Genomic DNA, 16,038 nt, shown 5'->3' on the forward strand with positions numbered 1-16,038 from the left:
TGTTCAGGGGAGAATCGGCCGTTCTGGCCATAAGCTAATAGCCTGCGTCGGTCACGACATTTTCCAGGGGCTTGCCAGCGATGAATCGTCGCACCTGCTCTGCCCCGAACCGGAAAGCGCGATGGATGAACTGCGGCGTCGATCCGCCAACATGTGGCGTGATGAGGCAATTTGGCGCGAGCCACAGCGGGTGTCCGGCAGGCAGCGGCTCGGGATCGGTCACATCGAGGGCGGCACAGATCCGATGCGCACTGAGTGCTTCTACCAGTGCATCGGTCACGACTACTGGCCCTCGGGCTGCGTTCACCAGCAAAGCTCCGTGCTTCATCAGGCCCAGCTCGGTTGCTCCGATTAGTCCGCGAGTATCAGCGGTCAGCGGCACGATGGCGACCACAATATCAGCTTCGGGGAGTAGCTTTCGCAGCTCGTCGACAGCATGAACTTCGGGTGCCTGGCGGGCGCTTCGCGCTATACGCGAGATCTTGACTCCGAAAGGAGTGAGCCGTGCTTCGATTGCCGCGCCGATGGAGCCATAGCCGACGATCAGCACTGTTTTGCCGGCGAGATCGTCACCCAAGACGCGGTATTGTCCAACCTGAGCTCCGCCCTCGTTTAGAAAGCCATCTGAGACAGACGCCTGTCCCTTCCACTGCTCGCGCATCTGCATATCGCGATAGAGAGGAAATTGCTTGAGCGAGGACAGGATCGCGGTTAGGACCCACTCCGAGGCGGAGATGTCGTGGATACCACGACCGTCGCACAGGATTACGTTCTTGGGCAGCCAGGGCGTGATCCAATCTACGCCTGCCATCATCGATTGCACGACCTTTACGCCTCGCAGATGTGAGAATGCCTCTGCGGCATCGCGGCGCTGAAACGGAAGAATCCAGAAGTCAACCTCGACTGTGTCGGCTAAATTACGGGGGATTCGCACGATCTCCGCCTCGTGCGGGAAATCGGCAAGCAACTCTTCGGAAAGACTCTCATCAACGCCAACACGCACCATGATCGACTAGACGCATCCCCGGTAAGATTGTGGCGGACTCGATTGGGATCGAATCCGCGGTTTTGTCCATACTACAAGAGGCGCGACTCACAATGCCTGCATTTACAGAGCCCTTTTGACTCGCGGGAATGCGGTGATCCGCAGCTTCGCGGCGGCATAGGGAACAAGCGTTATCTGTTCTTCCGGCTGATCGGTGGCGACAGGGCCTTCCGGCACGGGATCGGCAACGCCATCGACCGCACGCCATTGTGGCAGCTTGTGCGCGCTTACCTGCAATGTGACAGGCGTGCCATTCAGGCTGAAGGGAGATGCGCCGACGGGTTGTTCGTGAATAGGCAGCCTACTCACACTCGCCTCGTCTACCGCGAGAGCATAGTTCCATGAGGTAGAGGGGAAGACTTGCCAGTCCGCAGTCATTCCGCGGTCCTGCAACTTCACCCAGCTTTCGCCGATGGGATAGGAGAAGACCAGCGGACCTCGTTCGAGCGAGATGGAATTTTTGTAGCCGGATAAAAGCCTGGGTGCGAGAGGGAGCTTCAGTTCGATGACATCCCCGGGCTTCCAGGTGCGGTCGAGCCGCACAAAAGAGGCGACTGCGGGAGCAGGCTGTGCTTCTCCATTGATGTGGATTGTCGCGCCGCCAGCCCATGCGGGGATGCGTAGCCGGAGTGGAAATTTCAAGGATGCGGATGGGTTTACGGTAATGCGTATTGTTTCTCTAAAGGGGTATTCGGTCTCTTCCACCAGATGAACTGCGGTGCCCCTTATAGTCGTTCGGACTTCGCAAGGCGAGTAAGCAGCAGCAACCAGTCCGCCGTCGTTCGACGCCATCCAAAGGCTTGCAGCGAACTTTGGCCAGCCCTGGTGAAAGTTCGCAGTGCAACAGCCGAAGTTCGGCTCAAGACCATAGAGGTTCGATTCGGGGCCATCTGTCGTCCAAGGTTTGTGGTGGAGGCTGCACTCCACCTGGTTGGGCTCCTGGTTGTACTGGTGCGCCCACATATCGTCGGTGAAGGTTCCGGGCAGAGCGTTGAAGGCGATGCGCTCTAGGCGGTCTCCGAGCGATGCATCACCCAGGATGGCCAGCGATTGTTCGAGCGAAAACATGGTCTCGACGACGGTGCAGAGTTCCGAGCCTTGCGAGGGGTTCGGCCCTGCGAAGTGTTCGTCGCAGGAGAACATGCCGTTGGGCAGGCCATGATATTTGTCCAACGCGGAAAGCATCTGGTGGATTGCCTGCCGATCGGTTTCGTCGTTCGATATAACGGACCAGACTGGGGAAGCTTTAATTGCCTGACCGTTATTTACGCCGTGAGTCGCGAGGGCGACATCTTTCAAGCCGCCGCCCTCATTGAGCTTGATGAATTCCGGAGTGATGCGCTGGGTGTATTTGAAGTCAGCAAAATTGGTCTTCCAATCGAAGCCCTGCTGGTGAAGGAGACGCGCGAGCTCGAGCAGGCTGGGGTTGCCGGTGCGATTGTAGAGCCAGATGACAACGAGAGCATTGTCCTGCCAGCGAAACTTTCCCCAATCGCGGAGAGGCCGGGTGGGCAGAGTCTTAAGTTGATAGTCGAAGTAGCGTGTGAGCAATGGAATGACGCGAGGGTCGCCGGTGGCTTCCTCATATTGCACGAGCGCCTTGAGCATCACCATGCGCGGCCACCAGTCATCGTTGCTGTGAGGGCCGATCATTCCATTCGCGGCCTGGTTTGTCAGCGTCCAGTCGATGAATTTCTGGATCTTCGCTTTGAGCCGCGGATCGTCAAGCAAATAAGCGAGAGGGATGAGGCCGTCGATGAAGTATGGGCCGCGCTCCCACGCCTCTCCTGTGCCGCCAAGCCACGCGCTGTTAGGGCCTACGTCGGCCCATGTCTCGTCAAGGTGTCCGCCGAGGCCGTTGGCTTGAATCTGCAACTGACTCCGAAGCCAGCCGGTAGGTCGAACAGCGCCAAGCGGAAGCTGGTAGAAAGCATTCTGGGCGAGCGGTGCGCGATTCTCGACTGCTGCATTAGACGGTGCCGGAGCGATCGCGGCCGAGGCCTTCGAAAGCGCATGAACAGCCCGGCTGCTGGCTGGAAGTGACGCTAGCGCGGTAATTCCAGCTTGCTTCAGAAAACGACGGCGGCTGGCGAAGGACGAGGAAACCGTTTTCATTTCAAACTCCGATGTAAATCCAACTTTATATCGCTTGCATGCAACTGCGTTGGCGGAGACGTTATACCAAGCGCACCACACAAACTATCTCGCATCGAAAGGGGGAGAAGGTAATTTTTGTGTGTTTTCCAAAATGCAATGCAATTATTTCGCGGGCACTGTGTCTGGCTGCGCCGGGTTCGGTGTGTCGATGGACGAATGGGTGCTGTTCAGCTTCGAGCAGAGGGCGAACTCGTTCTGCGCCTCCGGCTTGAGTCCAAGATGCTGGTAGATCTGCCCAAGTCTGAAATGGAGCGCCGAAACATCTGGCGCAAGTCCGACGGCCTCTTTCAACTCTTTTTCTGCCTGCGGAAGCATCTGCAAAGTCTGATACGCGCGTCCCAGTTGCTCATGCGTTTTAGGATTTGCAGGCTCGAGGGTTGTAGCCTGTTGCAGATAGGGCAGCGCCTGCTCCGGATGGCCCTGCTCGGTCAGCAAAACACCCAGATTGAGATAGGGCTGTCCACTCTTTGCGGAGGCATCCTGCTGCCATTGGATTGCCGCCATGTAAGCCTTGCGCGCATCTTCAATGCGATTTAGCCCCTCATACGACAATCCCAGGTTGTTCTCACTCTTTACGTCGTGTGGATTGAGGAGCAACGTATGGTTAAAGCAGTTGATGGCATCCGCAAATTTGTTTTCGTTATATTTCGCGCGTCCCAGCAGGTACCAGGCATGCGCGTCCTGTGGCGTTTCGGCTACCACTGCGCTGAGCCACTTGTCTGCGTCTGTGTAGTCGCCCAGTAAGACATAGTCGAAGGAAACAATCTTGAGGTCTTCGGGCGAAGGCCGCTGGTTGCGCGCCCCTGCGGTGTATTGTTCAAGAGATTGTGTAGGCTTCTGCTGGAGAAATAAGGTATACCCCAGCAGAAAGTGGGCCTCGGCCGAATCGATATGCTCGGCCAAATAGCTTGTCAGAGTGGCATTTGCCTTCGCAAGATCGCCAGCCTGTAGCAATGCTCTGGCCTGTGTCAGAGAGTCATCCGCCGGTTTTACAGTGAGTTGCTGGGCCCCAAGCGCTTTGAATGCAAACAACAAGAGAATGGGCGCAAAGGAAAGATTGAATTTCATGCAGGGAGAGTGCATCCTTCTGCACCGAACCATCGAATCGGGCCATACGGCTTCAACCGGCGCATGAAACATCATAGTGCACGCTAATCATGCAGGCCAAATATGGAGTCATGCTCTTCTTGAGCGCGCTGCATCGGCCCAGGTGCATTTTTACCGGATGTGAATGACGTAGGTATAGATGAGTGCCAGGCAGCCGGCGAGGCTTGCCAGAAAGATGCTGTGCTTTAAGGTGAATCGAAAGAGCCTCGACTGATCGGGAACGGACAACCCCGTGGCCGCGGCGGCGATGGCGATTGTCTGCAAGCTGATCATTTTGCCCATTACTCCGCCAACCGAGTTAGCAGCAGCCATCAGTACAGGATCAAGTCCGAGCCGTCCTGCTGTTACGACCTGCAGATTTCCGAACAGCGCATTGGCGGCAGTGTCTGAACCGGTAAGAAAGACTCCCAGCCAACCCAGCAGGGGACTGAAGAACGGAAACATCACACCGGAAGCGGCAAAGCTGAGTCCTAATGTTGCGGTTGCACCGCAGTAGTTCATCAGAAACCCGATAGCCAAAACGGCTGAGATCGTCAAGATGGGGAGAAGGAGTTGGCGAGTCACTGCTATCAGCAGGCGCGCAAAGCGCAGGGGGCTTACTCTGAGACAGATCGCTGCCAAGAACGTCGCGACCATGCACGCTGTTCCGGCCGCGGAAAGCAGGTTCATGCTGAACATTGCATGATAGGGCGTGGGCGTTGCCGCGATGGGTGGCATCTTCCGTACGACGTCATTCAGAAATGGCCATGGAAAAGAAAAACTTACGAGATTCAGCTTCGCCTGAATCGGCACCACTCCCCAAAGAAGAACGCATATGACAAGAAAGGCATAGGGCATCCATGCATACAAAATTTTGCCCAGACTGTTTTTGGTCGAAAGATCTATCGGGGCGCTTATTTCTTCTGGTTCAGAGGCTCTATCGACCTTGAGTACTATTGGCTGATCTAAACAATTGCGTATGGAGGGGCCGGACTCCTGCCCTGTCGGGTGCCAGAAACGCAGATAGACAATAAGCGCAGCCAACGAGGAAAGTGCCGCAAGGATATCTGTAAGCTGCGGTCCCACATAGTTGGAAACTAGAAACTGAACGCCTGCAAAGACCGCTCCACACGTCAGGGCTGGCAGCCAGATGCCGGACAGGGAGACAAAGCCTCCTGTCGCCATGATGATGTATGCGGGAATGATGAGAGAGATCGGCGCACATATTCGACCGACGGCTCCACTTAATTTTTCAAGTGAGAGGCCAGTTGTGCCTGCCAAGGTAATCACAGGAATTCCAATCGAGCCGAAAGCCACCGGCGCCGTGTTGGCAAGCAGGCAGATGGCAGATGCGCTGAATGCGGAAAATCCCAACCCGACAAGCATGGTGGCAGCAATGGCGACAGGAGTTCCAAAGCCTGCGCCACCCTCGAGGAAAGCGCCAAAGGCAAATGCAATTAGGAGTGCCTGCAAACGGGGATCAGGAGTAAGTCTGCCGACGGAATCTCTGATGACCTCAAACTGTCCTGTCTCGACGGTCACGCGAAACAGGGCGATTGCCCAGAAGATGATCCATGAAATTGGAAATAGCCCGAAGGCTGCCCCGTATACCGCAGCGCTTGTAGCCAGGAGCGGAGGCATATGGTATCCCGCGATCGCAACAACGAGCGTAACAGCGAGTCCGGCAAGGCCAGCAATCCACGCCGCCTTCTTCATGATGCCCAATAAGATAAGCAGCGTGAAAATAGGAGCCGCCGCAATGATTGCGGAGAGGGCCAATCCATGGCCGAAGAGCGAATAAGTTTGATTCCAAATTACGATAACGGCCATCCCAATAAGCGAATTGGATCAACATGGAGAATTAGTGGCAAGTTGGGCCTGATGAATTGTCATCGCCGTCGTGGCTCAGGTGCAAAATCTAATACGGATGAGACTAGATAAAGGTCAAACTATCGTCAATTGGAAAGCAAAAGATGCGGTATCGCAGAAGTGATCTATGCTGCTATGCCCAGTAGATGACGAACCGTCGCGTGCGCTGCAAGGCACAGGATCTTTAACTATGGGACCAGTGTGATCGGCGCCTGCCAGAACGCGCTCTTTTGTCCGGCAGGATTGAGCACCGTTACCTGACAGTTGTAGTCACCCGCAGGAAGATGACTCAGTCCGATGCTGAAACGGAGAGGCATTGTCTTTAAGGAGTTACTCATTGCGCTCGCCATTTCCATGGGCTGCGTCTCGAACACCTTGGTCTGTCCCTGATAAAAGCTCACAAACGCAATCAGCGGCTGTACCTCGGTCGCGCCCTGCTCATAGGCTTGCAGGTAGACATAGAGGTCGCGGCTCTTGCTAAATACGCGGGTCACACTTGGAATCAGCTTCTGCCCATTCAGCACCAACGGATTGGCTGCCTCGTCTTTAGCTCGCTCTTTTGCTTTGGCCGCGTTGTAGATCGCGTCCTTCAGATCGGCTTGCTGGCCACTCAATACGACTGAGCTGATCGCCACCCTTTTCTCTTCTTTGTTGAGATTAGGAATGACGAACGGAGTCTCGAAGGTTCCAATCCTTCCCGTCTCATCATCGCGCGCTAGGAATTTGATGGTGTACTTGCCCGGCAGCAGCGTGAAGCCAGTGTCATATTCCACTGGCCGTTTGGCCAACTCCGCCGCCGTCTCATCGCTGAGTTTGATGTTTACGTTGTCGCGCATGTTCTCGACGGTCATATTGCCGCCTAGCTCGTCCTTCACCTCGAGAAGAAAGTCGATGAGCGTATGCTCCGCACCGCGCTTCTTGGCCAGCGCCAGCTCCCTGCCAGGAATTTTCACCACGACCGGCACGAAATACTCCGCACGGTTGAACTGAAAGTAATTGACCTCCATCGCAATGGTCAGTTCCGTCACCGGATCGCCAAGCATCAGCGCATCTTCCAACTGTCGCTCTTTATCGGCGTCATTGAACTTGGCGAAAACCTTGCCGGCATAGTAGCCCTGCCTGTAATCGAGGTTCGCGGCAAGCTCCGGATTCACTGAGATCTTGATATGCCGGAACCTCCCATCCAGCGTCGCATTGCTCGTGTAATAGCCAAGGATGTAATAGCTTGTAATGTTCTGCTGCGCCTGAACGATACCCCGTGTCAGGTCGTTGTAGTCGAGCAGCGCCTTGCCGCCGGTGTCTCCGGCCAGCGCATAGAGGGTGTCCTGCGACTGCTGCATCCTCGTCGTCACCGCCAGCGCAGCCGTGCCCGTGTACATGGCTGCGTTGCCCGGTGACCCCTGTGTCGCATCTCCCAATGGAGCCTGAGCGACCAACCCGCGCGCGTCGATAGGCCAGAACGACACGCCCGAACGAATTGCGTCATCGATCGTCGCATGCAACTGCGCCTGGTTGTCGACGCCATGCAGCGTCATGCCGCTGGCGAAGTAGACCAGCACCTTCTTCTCGCTCAACCGCCCAAGCATCTTCGCTGCTGTCTGCAACGCGGAGAGCTGCCGGTCGGTATTGAACAAATTGAACTCGCCGCTATCCTGCCCGAACGCTGCGCCGGTATCAGAAGTGTCCGCATCGTCCGTGAGGTCTGCGCTCTGCTGGTTCTCGCCTACGATCAGCGTCTCCAGAATGCTCAACAGTCGACTGTGATCGTCGGTAAAGTCCTGCAGCACGTCCACGGAACTGCCGCCGTAGCGCATGATCGACACCAGGTCCGACGACGTCATCTGCGTCCGTATGAACTTCTGGGCAGCCTCCAGCGCGCGCAGCTTGTCGTCGGGCGGCATCGCGGTCAGATCGAAGTACAGCGCAATCAGCCGGCGGTCCTTGTAGCGCACATCGCCTGGCTTCTCGGTCGCGATCTGGGTTACGCCTAGCCGGTTGTACACCGTAATGTTCTCGGGCTTGGCCGGAGCAATGGGAGGAGCCGAAGGAAGCTTTTGATATTCGCAGAAGCTGATCTGCTGCGGCACGCCGTCCTCGGTCACGGTGAAGTCTTTCGCTGTCAGCCCGCTGAGCGACTTCCCTTGTTTGTCCTTGACGTTTACTGCTTCGACCACCAGCTTCGTGCTGACAGACATGGTGTATTCGCCATTGTCGCCAGCCGGCTGCGTATTCTGTCCCACCACCTGCGCTCTGGCAGTCAGCGTTCCAAGAAGCATCATTGTAAGCAGCCATCGCATACTTTAGAACCTCAGGTGCAGAGAAGTCTGCAAGCTACGCATTTGCATTGCCGCTGCGGGCAATCCAAATTGCGTGCTGGTGATGGAATTTTGCCAATTGGAATAGGTAACGTGGTTCAGAATATTCGTAGCGGCAATTTGCAGATCGAGATTCGTCTTAGACTTAAGACGGAAGGTGCGCACCATCGCAGCATCCAAAGAAAACTGGCTCGGTCCTGTGATTGAATTTCGGCGCGCATCGCCCCATTGTCCCAGCGGAGGTGCCTTATAGGCCCCTGGATTTAGAAACAGTCCCGGGGGTGCGGCATAGAGCGACTCGCCGGTAACGCTCGGTCGAACGAAGGCCGAATATCCCGCCACCACGACGGAAGAATCGATTGGCGTTTGAGGCAGACCGCTGCCTGCGGTAATCTGCGTCTGCACGGTCCACTCCTTGTAGAGCCTCCCCCTCCATCCGGTCATCAACGACCCTCCGGCCATCCCCATTCCTGTCGTATATTGCACCTGCACATTGAGCAGGTGGCGCTGGTCGAAGTTCGAGAGACCGCGCTCACCGCTCAGGTTGCGCCAGTCCTGCGCAATTGTGGCCGAGCTCTGCGTCTGAGTGTCTGTGGTTGAACTTTCAGTCGTGGTTCCCTGCCCACCCAGCGCGGAATCGTCATCGATCGACTTCGAGAAGGTGTACAGCACCGACGCGGTAAAGCCGCTGTGCAGTCTTCGTCGCAACTGGATCTGCCCGGACTCACGCGTGGAGTTGCCCTGTGAAACAAGGTATTCGAAGCCTGTAGGACAGTTTGGACATGGGTTTGCCGCTCCTATCGGATTCGTGTTGGGCAGAAACTCCTGCACGCCGCGTGTCCCTTTGATGCCCAGATACGTCGCTACCATTTGCAATGATCCCGGCAGATCGCGCTGCACCTTCAGGTTCCACGTATGAACATAGCCGACGCGAAAATTTGGATCCACACCGAAGGTTTGTGGTGTTGTCGTGGAACACGGTTCGAACCCATTCGCCAGTGTCAGTGGGCACGTTGCGCTGTTCTGCACTGTCAGACTTTTGGCAAGCGGTGCCTGCTGTGCCATCTGGATCGCGATGCTCTGATAGACCGAGGTGTCGTAGTTCATGCCATATCCCGCATTGACCACCATCGACGATCCAGGGATCGGCCGCCACGCAATCCCGATTCTCGGTTGCACGCCGCTGCGGTCAGGACGCATCAGCGATGCCGGATACCTCTGTCCCGTCAGCTTGCCCACTGGATCGCTTGCCAGTACCGGTGCGATTGCCGAAAATCCTGATGCCACATCCAGGTTGACCAATCGTCGCTTCAGCTCTGTCACCGGCGCACCGTACTCCCAGCGGGCACCGGCGTCGATCGTGAGTTGGGGAGTGACTCTCCAATCGTCGGTCAGGTAAGCGTCGTAGACCGATTGCCGCAGATATTTGTCCGGGTTGCCGAATCCGATGTTGCTCGCATCCGGAATACCCAGCAGAAAATCTGCCAGGTCTGACCCGCTGTTCGCCGCGCCGCCTGCTGTCGCTGCGCCTGTAAAGCTGAAGGTGCCGCGCGGGTTTGCCTGCGACAGGTAATTGAACTGCTGCCGCCGGAAGTCGAATCCCCCCGTGATGTTGTGAGGCGAATGGTTCCACTTCATGATGTAGGAGACACCGTTGGTCGCATTGCGGATGAACGAGCTCTGGCCATCGGTCAGCGCCGTCAGGCCTCCGGAAAAATTGAGTGTTGGCGGTCCCCAATACGTCGGTGTCTGATCGTTGCCCGTAATGCCAGCCTGTCCCGAGATGTTCTCGCGATTCTGCCAGTAAGGTGTTAGCCGCGTGGACTGTCGACTGAATTGGTAGCCGAGATTCAAGCGCATGTGCGCGTTGAGGGTGTGCGCCCAGTTGATCTTGCTGCTCATCCCCAGGCCGTCCGTCGTGTCCAAAAAACCAAGCAGGTTGGTGGTGCTTTCGCGTGTGCTGGTTGCGGCAAAGGTGCCGGTAATCTGGTTGCTGCGTCCGATGGTTTTGCTTGCCGTTGCGATTAGCGCGTCTTTATGGGTGTCGGTGATGAGCGGGATTTGATAGTTGTACTGTGAGCTTCCGGTAAAGTTCGGCAGCGGATAGAGGTTGAGCAGCGCTCGTGCCTGTGGGTTGATGGGGACTCTGTTTCCCGGATAGGGCTGTCCTGTCGTTGGATCGTAGATCACGACCGGCTGCCCCTGCGCATTCACTGCCTGGGAGAAGTCCCCATCCCGCTCCGCCAGGTTCGGCACCAGGCCCGCCGTAGTAACGGCAACACTGTCGCGTGTCCGCTGGTAGCCCACAAAGATATTGGGACCATTGCGCAGCAGGCCGGGTATCTTCAACGGTCCCTCCAGAGCAAACCCGCCTGTAATCTGGCTGGTATCTGGCTTGGAGGTATCGATCCCTGTTGGCGACCACGACCGGGCATCGAAGACCGAGTTGTTGAGCCTCGTATTGAGGCTGAAGCTATACAGTGACCTGCCGCTGGCGGTATTTCCAAACCGCTGTGCTAGCGTGAACCGCGATGTGGCCGCGTTATTTACGCTGCCATTGATCAACAATCCCTCCGCCGCGCGCTGCGCAACCTCGTCGGAAGGCGGCACAGGTTCGCCTTTCTGTTTGGGCGTTTCGCTTGTTCTCTTCGGCTCGCTTCGGGTTTGTGCCTCTGCGATGCCCGCGCTCAACACGGGCTTCAAGGCAGCTCTTATCTGCTCTAACGAGAGTAACTGCAATTCCGCCTTACCCATGGCAACGTTCGGTGCAATCGTCACCTCCTGCTTGACCTGCGTGTAGCCTGTCATTTCTACGTCGACTGTTGCCGGGCCATCAGACAGAGCAGGGAAGGAATAAAACCCTTGCAGATCTGTTATCGCAACGTTTTTTTTACTGCCTTGCGTGACCGTTACCGTCGCGCCCGGTACCGGTAGCCCTCCGGAGGTGACCAACCCGTGATACTCCGAGGCCATCGCCGCGCTCGATGCCGCCAGCATCCCAAGCATGCATAGTCCCAGACGTACCCGCTTCACAAGGCCCTGCGAAATCAAATCAACTCCTCAAGCATCAATTTCTCGACGGCATCGAATTGATGACAATCATATCCAAAGAAGACCTAGAATGGGTCCAATTTGGATATGTTTATCGTTTTTGCAAACAAGGCGTGCTCTAGTTTGCGGATGGCAATTTTTCCAAGTGATCGATGAGCAGCATCTCCACGGGCACCTTCTGTGGCTCCAGCTTCAGTCCCAATTGCTCCTGCACTGCCGTAAAGATCGATGGAAACAGAGAATCTGTTGCTCCGTCCGGCGCGAAGCTCAATTTAACATCGTAGTTGCCGGTGATCTCTGTCTTATCAGCAACTGGTCGTCCCAGCGGGTGGGCCAGCATCGCAGCTAAACTTTTCATGGAGATACTTGGGCTTCGTATTCCGTCCTGCAAGATATATCCGGTTGAAGAAACTTCCTTGCTCGTCGTGAGTTTCGATCCGCCCCTGGCAACGACCAAGGCATACCCTGGCAAGTTTTTCCATTCGCGATGGAACGTCAAATTGAATCGCTGGGCCAATAAGTGCTGTAAGGGAAGTCTCAACTGTTCATAGCTCAGAGGAGCGTCGCCCTCCGGCGCCGCTTCGACGTCGTATAGCTTCGAATCAAGCCAATCCAGCTTTTCCCCGGAGATTTGATCGTCGTTAATTCCAAAAGCCATCTCAATCAGAAGCTTCATTGAGGCGTTCCTTGCACTAAACCGTCTCTCTCCCGATGGGCTGATAGATGTATATCCTTGTTCGGCTGGAACTGGCCGCACGGATGCCACCTCGAACGACGGAGCAGCCACCGGCACTTGTGCCGAGATCGAAAGGGACACTCCGCTCCACAATGCGAAGGCCACGCAGCTGGCGGCTAACAGAAATCGATTCCGACTATTAGGCCCGTCCCATTCGGTCATCACCCGGAATCATTCTCCTTGAGATTGCCTGCGCTACTAATTCGCTGAAGGCTTTTCTACATGATCGATAGCGATCACATCGACCGGCGTCTTTTCCGCGTCCAGCTTCAGTCCAAGCTGTTGCTGAATTGCCTCGAAGAGACCTGGCGAAGTATTAGCCTTATCTGTTTGCGTGGGCAGCGGCGGTGGATGTCCATTGAACTCCGAATCATCTGGGGTAAATGTGAACTGAAGATCAAACTTGCCCTTGATTCCAGTCTGATCGACTACAGGTCGATCCAGCACAAGCGTCTGTAGAAAGCTCGTAAAATCCTCCAGCGTTCCATTCCGCATCATCAGCAGCAGCCCATCGGGGCCGGGCCGGAAGCCGAGGCCAGGCAACGGCCCGGGGAGTTCAGTCGGCTTCAGCTTCTGCCCATTCTTGCCAACCGTCAACACGTACGCCGAAAGCTCTCGTTTTTCTTGATGGAACGTCAGCTTGAACCGATCTGCCAGCAGTTTCTTCATCATGGTCCGCAACTGCTGGGGATTGGGAACACCCTCTTGCACCGGCACTGCGGCAATGTCATACCGGTCTTTGTCCATCCACTCCGGTGCGCCCACAATCTGTTTTGCCTGCACGTTGTAGGCAAACGAGATCAGATCGACGAGAGAGGAATTGCGCGTTGCAAAGTCGCGGCCTCTTACTGTGAGCCCCTGCATCTGCGATGCTCCGGAGTCGTTCGGCTTAATCGTCGCTACATCAAACGACGGATCTGCGTCTGCCGCCATCAGCTTCGGCGGTGGCGGCGGCGCTGGAATCTCCCATGCCGTCTCCCTGGTTGTGCGTACTAAATCGAGTTGCACGGGGGCGCTACCCTGCGTCCAGGATCCTGTGATCACGTTGCCATCTCCGCTCAGTGTTCCCTGGTAGCTACCGCCGATCAGGTCGACCGAATACTTGAATGCAGAGCCGTCCAATGAAACCGAAGAGGCATTGATGGGCTGCGCTCCCTGGTCGATGCTGTACATCTTCGCGCTCCAGCCCTTATCTGCGCGGGCTATCTGGAGGATGATCCGCAGTGATCGCTGACCCACATTCAGTGTCCCTTGCCAGTTGCCGGCAATGTCTCCTCGGGCATGAACTTCTTTTGCCGGAACCGCGCCCGAAGCAGTTTGTCCAGAAGGAGTAGTCGCGGGTGTCTGGGCCCAACCCACAGGCGAACATAGTGCCACTGCCGCAAAGGTCATCGATCCCGCTACAACCAGAGAGACTCTCTTACGCCTGCATGCAATCCATTCGATCATCGCTGTCCTCTTCCTCAACACCGGAATATATCCTTTGACATGAAGATTGACCAGCAATACGCCAAATAGCCATTGCTGCGCTTTTAGTCAGCCATCCCACTAAGCCAGTTTTGCCAGAACCGCTGTGCCGCTGCCTCTAGCTTGGGCGCAAAGATCCGGCTGTCTTCGCGCAATTGTGCAACGCTGACTTCAGCATGAGCCAATTCGCAGGCGTGTCCTACATACCATCGCTCCAGGTTCTGTGCCGTGACCTCGGGATGAAACTGAAGTCCCAACGTGTGCTCTCCGATCACAAAAGCCTGATTTGAATAGGCTGCCGTCCTGGCGAGGTGCTGCGCGTTCGCGGGGAGATCAAAGGTATCGCCATGCCAGTGAAGCACCTGTAAATCGGGAATGAGAAGCTCTGAGAAGAAAGGGTGGAGTGCTGCATCGGCGCCCGCCTGGATGGGAGCCCAGCCAATCTCCTTGCCTTGCGTGCCCGGGTAAACCGAAGCCCCGGACGCTGCCGCAATCAATTGGGCACCGAGGCAGATGCCAATTGTCGGCAGTTTTTCAGCGAGCCGCGAGCGTATCAGATCCATCTCTGCGTGGAGGAAGGGATATGCTTCGTGCTCATACACCCCAATCGGGCCTCCGAGAATCACCAATAGATCGGGCGTCAGGGGATCAATAGCGCGCAGATCCGCGGTGCAGGCATCAATGATTTCAATTGTGTAACCAGCACGCGTCAGTTCCGTCCCGAGCGAACCCAGGTCTTCGAAAGCGAGATGAACCAGTGCCAACGCTTTTCGCATGAGCCCTCCATAAAACATGCAGCATTTGGTAGCCTGTTTATATAGACATGCGCCCCTTTTGAAGTCTATGGGACCAATCAGGATGCGCAAGCGCGCTCTGTTGCAGAGCCGCTCTGAACATTATCGCAATCAGCGGTGGGCGGTGAAAGCATGATCCCCATTCTGTGATTGACAATAGAATCAGTGCCTTTGACTTTTCTCGATCATCACAGGAGTTAGCCATGTCCTTGCTTCAGATTCAGACAGATTATTCCGTTCTTCAAGAACTTGGGCTCAAGTTGGATTTGACGCGAGGAAAACCATCCTCCCAGCAATTGGATCTCAGCGTGGAACTTCTTGATCTTCCTGGCAGGTCAGATTTTTTTGCTGAAGACAAGACCGATACCCGCAACTATGGCGGATTACAGGGTCTGCCCGAGGCGCGGCGCTTGTTTACAAGCCTGTTAGGCGCACCGCAGGAACAGATTGTCATCGGCAACAATGCCAGCCTCGCGTTGATGCATGACCACGTTGCCTTTGCGCTTCTGAAAGGAACCTGCGATAGCTCCGAGCCATGGTCGAAACAGGGAGAAATCGCCTTCCTTTGCCCGGTCCCCGGATACGACAGGCACTTTAAGATCTGCGAGGACTACGGCATTCGGATGATTCCGATTCGTCTTAATGAAGACGGGCCGGACATGGATGAAGTAGAGCGATTGGTCGCTTCGGATGCGTCCATTAAAGGCATGTGGTGCATCCCGAAGTACAGCAACCCGACGGGCACGGTTTATTCCGATGCCGTGGTGGAGCGGCTTGCAGGGATGAAGACTGCCGCGAACGATTTCCGCATCTTTTGGGACAACGCCTATGGCGTACACCACCTCACGGAAGAAAAGATTCCACTCGCAAATATTCTGGAGTTGTGCGCTGCCAAAGGAAATGCAAATCGAGCATTTGTATTCGCCTCCACCTCCAAAATCACCTTTGCTGGTGCGGGTCTTTCTGCTGTCGCTGCGTCGAAAGCCAACATTCAATGGTTACTCTCGCGGTTGACCCCGCAAACGATAGGGCCCGATAAGATCAACCAACTGCGTCACGTCCGCTTCTTGAAAAATGAAGAGGGCATTGCAGCCCTGATGGAAAAGCACAAGCAATTGCTGGCCCCAAAATTTCAGGCTGTTCTCGATGTTTTCGATGCAGAGCTGTCAAAGCTTCAGGATGTTTCGTGGACCAGGCCCAAAGGAGGATATTTCATCAGCCTCGATGTTCCCTCCGGCTGCGCGAAGCGGGTTGTAACTTTGGCCAAGGACGCCGGCGTCGTTTTGACGCCTGCGGGAGCAACTCATCCTTACGGGAGCGACCCTGAGGACCGAACCATTCGGATCGCCCCGTCGTTTCCTGGCCTCCCCGAAGTCCGGCAAGCGGCAAAGGCGGTGGCGCTATGCGTTCAACTTGCTGCTGAAGAAAAGACACATGCTCGACAAGCGGGGGGCTGACACATCGAGCAAGTCGGATCGGGTTTAAGCTGAATGCCATAGAGAAAAGTGTGCCGCGCGA

10 protein-coding genes are annotated in these 16,038 nt (G+C 55.9%); 1 reads left to right on the forward strand and 9 read right to left on the reverse strand.

The window, feature by feature from the left end; genetic code table 11:
• Positions 1-34 precede the first annotated feature (34 nt).
• The 9 genes from GSQ81_RS17210 to GSQ81_RS17250 all read right to left on the reverse strand — a co-directional run bounded on the left by GSQ81_RS17210 (position 35) and on the right by GSQ81_RS17250 (position 14,592).
• On the reverse strand, positions 35-1,006 hold the full coding sequence (locus GSQ81_RS17210; RefSeq protein WP_158911862.1) for a 2-hydroxyacid dehydrogenase: 972 nt from the start codon (positions 1,004-1,006) through the stop codon (positions 35-37).
• Positions 1,007-1,108: 102 nt separating this feature from the next.
• Positions 1,109-3,160, reverse strand: coding sequence for a beta-L-arabinofuranosidase domain-containing protein (locus GSQ81_RS17215; RefSeq protein WP_158911863.1), 2,052 nt, complete (start codon positions 3,158-3,160; stop codon positions 1,109-1,111).
• 144 nt (positions 3,161-3,304) lie between these two features.
• Complete coding sequence (locus tag GSQ81_RS17220; protein WP_158911864.1) at positions 3,305-4,270, reverse strand: lipopolysaccharide assembly protein LapB; 966 nt, start codon at positions 4,268-4,270, stop codon at positions 3,305-3,307.
• Positions 4,271-4,420: 150 nt separating this feature from the next.
• Positions 4,421-6,118: an L-lactate permease gene (locus tag GSQ81_RS17225; RefSeq protein WP_158911865.1), complete on the reverse strand. Its 1,698-nt coding sequence runs from the start codon at positions 6,116-6,118 to the stop codon at positions 4,421-4,423.
• Positions 6,119-6,345: 227 nt separating this feature from the next.
• The gene (locus tag GSQ81_RS17230) at positions 6,346-8,436 is read right to left on the reverse strand and encodes a VWA domain-containing protein (protein ID WP_254060268.1); all 2,091 of its coding nucleotides are present in this window, start codon (positions 8,434-8,436) and stop codon (positions 6,346-6,348) included.
• A 21-nt stretch (positions 8,437-8,457) separates the two neighbouring features.
• Positions 8,458-11,505 (reverse strand): TonB-dependent receptor, encoded by a 3,048-nt coding sequence (locus GSQ81_RS17235; RefSeq protein WP_254060269.1) that lies wholly within the window; start codon positions 11,503-11,505, stop codon positions 8,458-8,460.
• Between the two features lie 136 nt (positions 11,506-11,641).
• A complete protein-coding gene (locus tag GSQ81_RS17240; protein WP_254060314.1) occupies positions 11,642-12,421 on the reverse strand; it encodes a TIGR03435 family protein in 780 nt (259 codons plus the stop codon).
• A gap of 36 nt (positions 12,422-12,457) precedes the next feature.
• On the reverse strand, positions 12,458-13,708 hold the full coding sequence (locus tag GSQ81_RS17245) for a TIGR03435 family protein (RefSeq protein WP_254060270.1): 1,251 nt from the start codon (positions 13,706-13,708) through the stop codon (positions 12,458-12,460).
• A gap of 83 nt (positions 13,709-13,791) precedes the next feature.
• Positions 13,792-14,592 (reverse strand): glutamine amidotransferase, encoded by an 801-nt coding sequence (locus GSQ81_RS17250; protein ID WP_254060271.1) that lies wholly within the window; start codon positions 14,590-14,592, stop codon positions 13,792-13,794.
• 74 nt (positions 14,593-14,666) lie between these two features.
• Between GSQ81_RS17250 and GSQ81_RS17255 the strand changes: the two genes are divergently transcribed.
• Complete coding sequence (locus GSQ81_RS17255; protein ID WP_256369681.1) at positions 14,667-15,977, forward strand: aminotransferase class I/II-fold pyridoxal phosphate-dependent enzyme; 1,311 nt, start codon at positions 14,667-14,669, stop codon at positions 15,975-15,977.
• The last annotated feature ends 61 nt before the right edge of the window (positions 15,978-16,038 follow it).

The sequence above is a fragment of the Granulicella sp. L56 genome, from assembly GCF_009765835.1.
Classification (GTDB): Bacteria; Acidobacteriota; Terriglobia; order Terriglobales; family Acidobacteriaceae; genus Edaphobacter.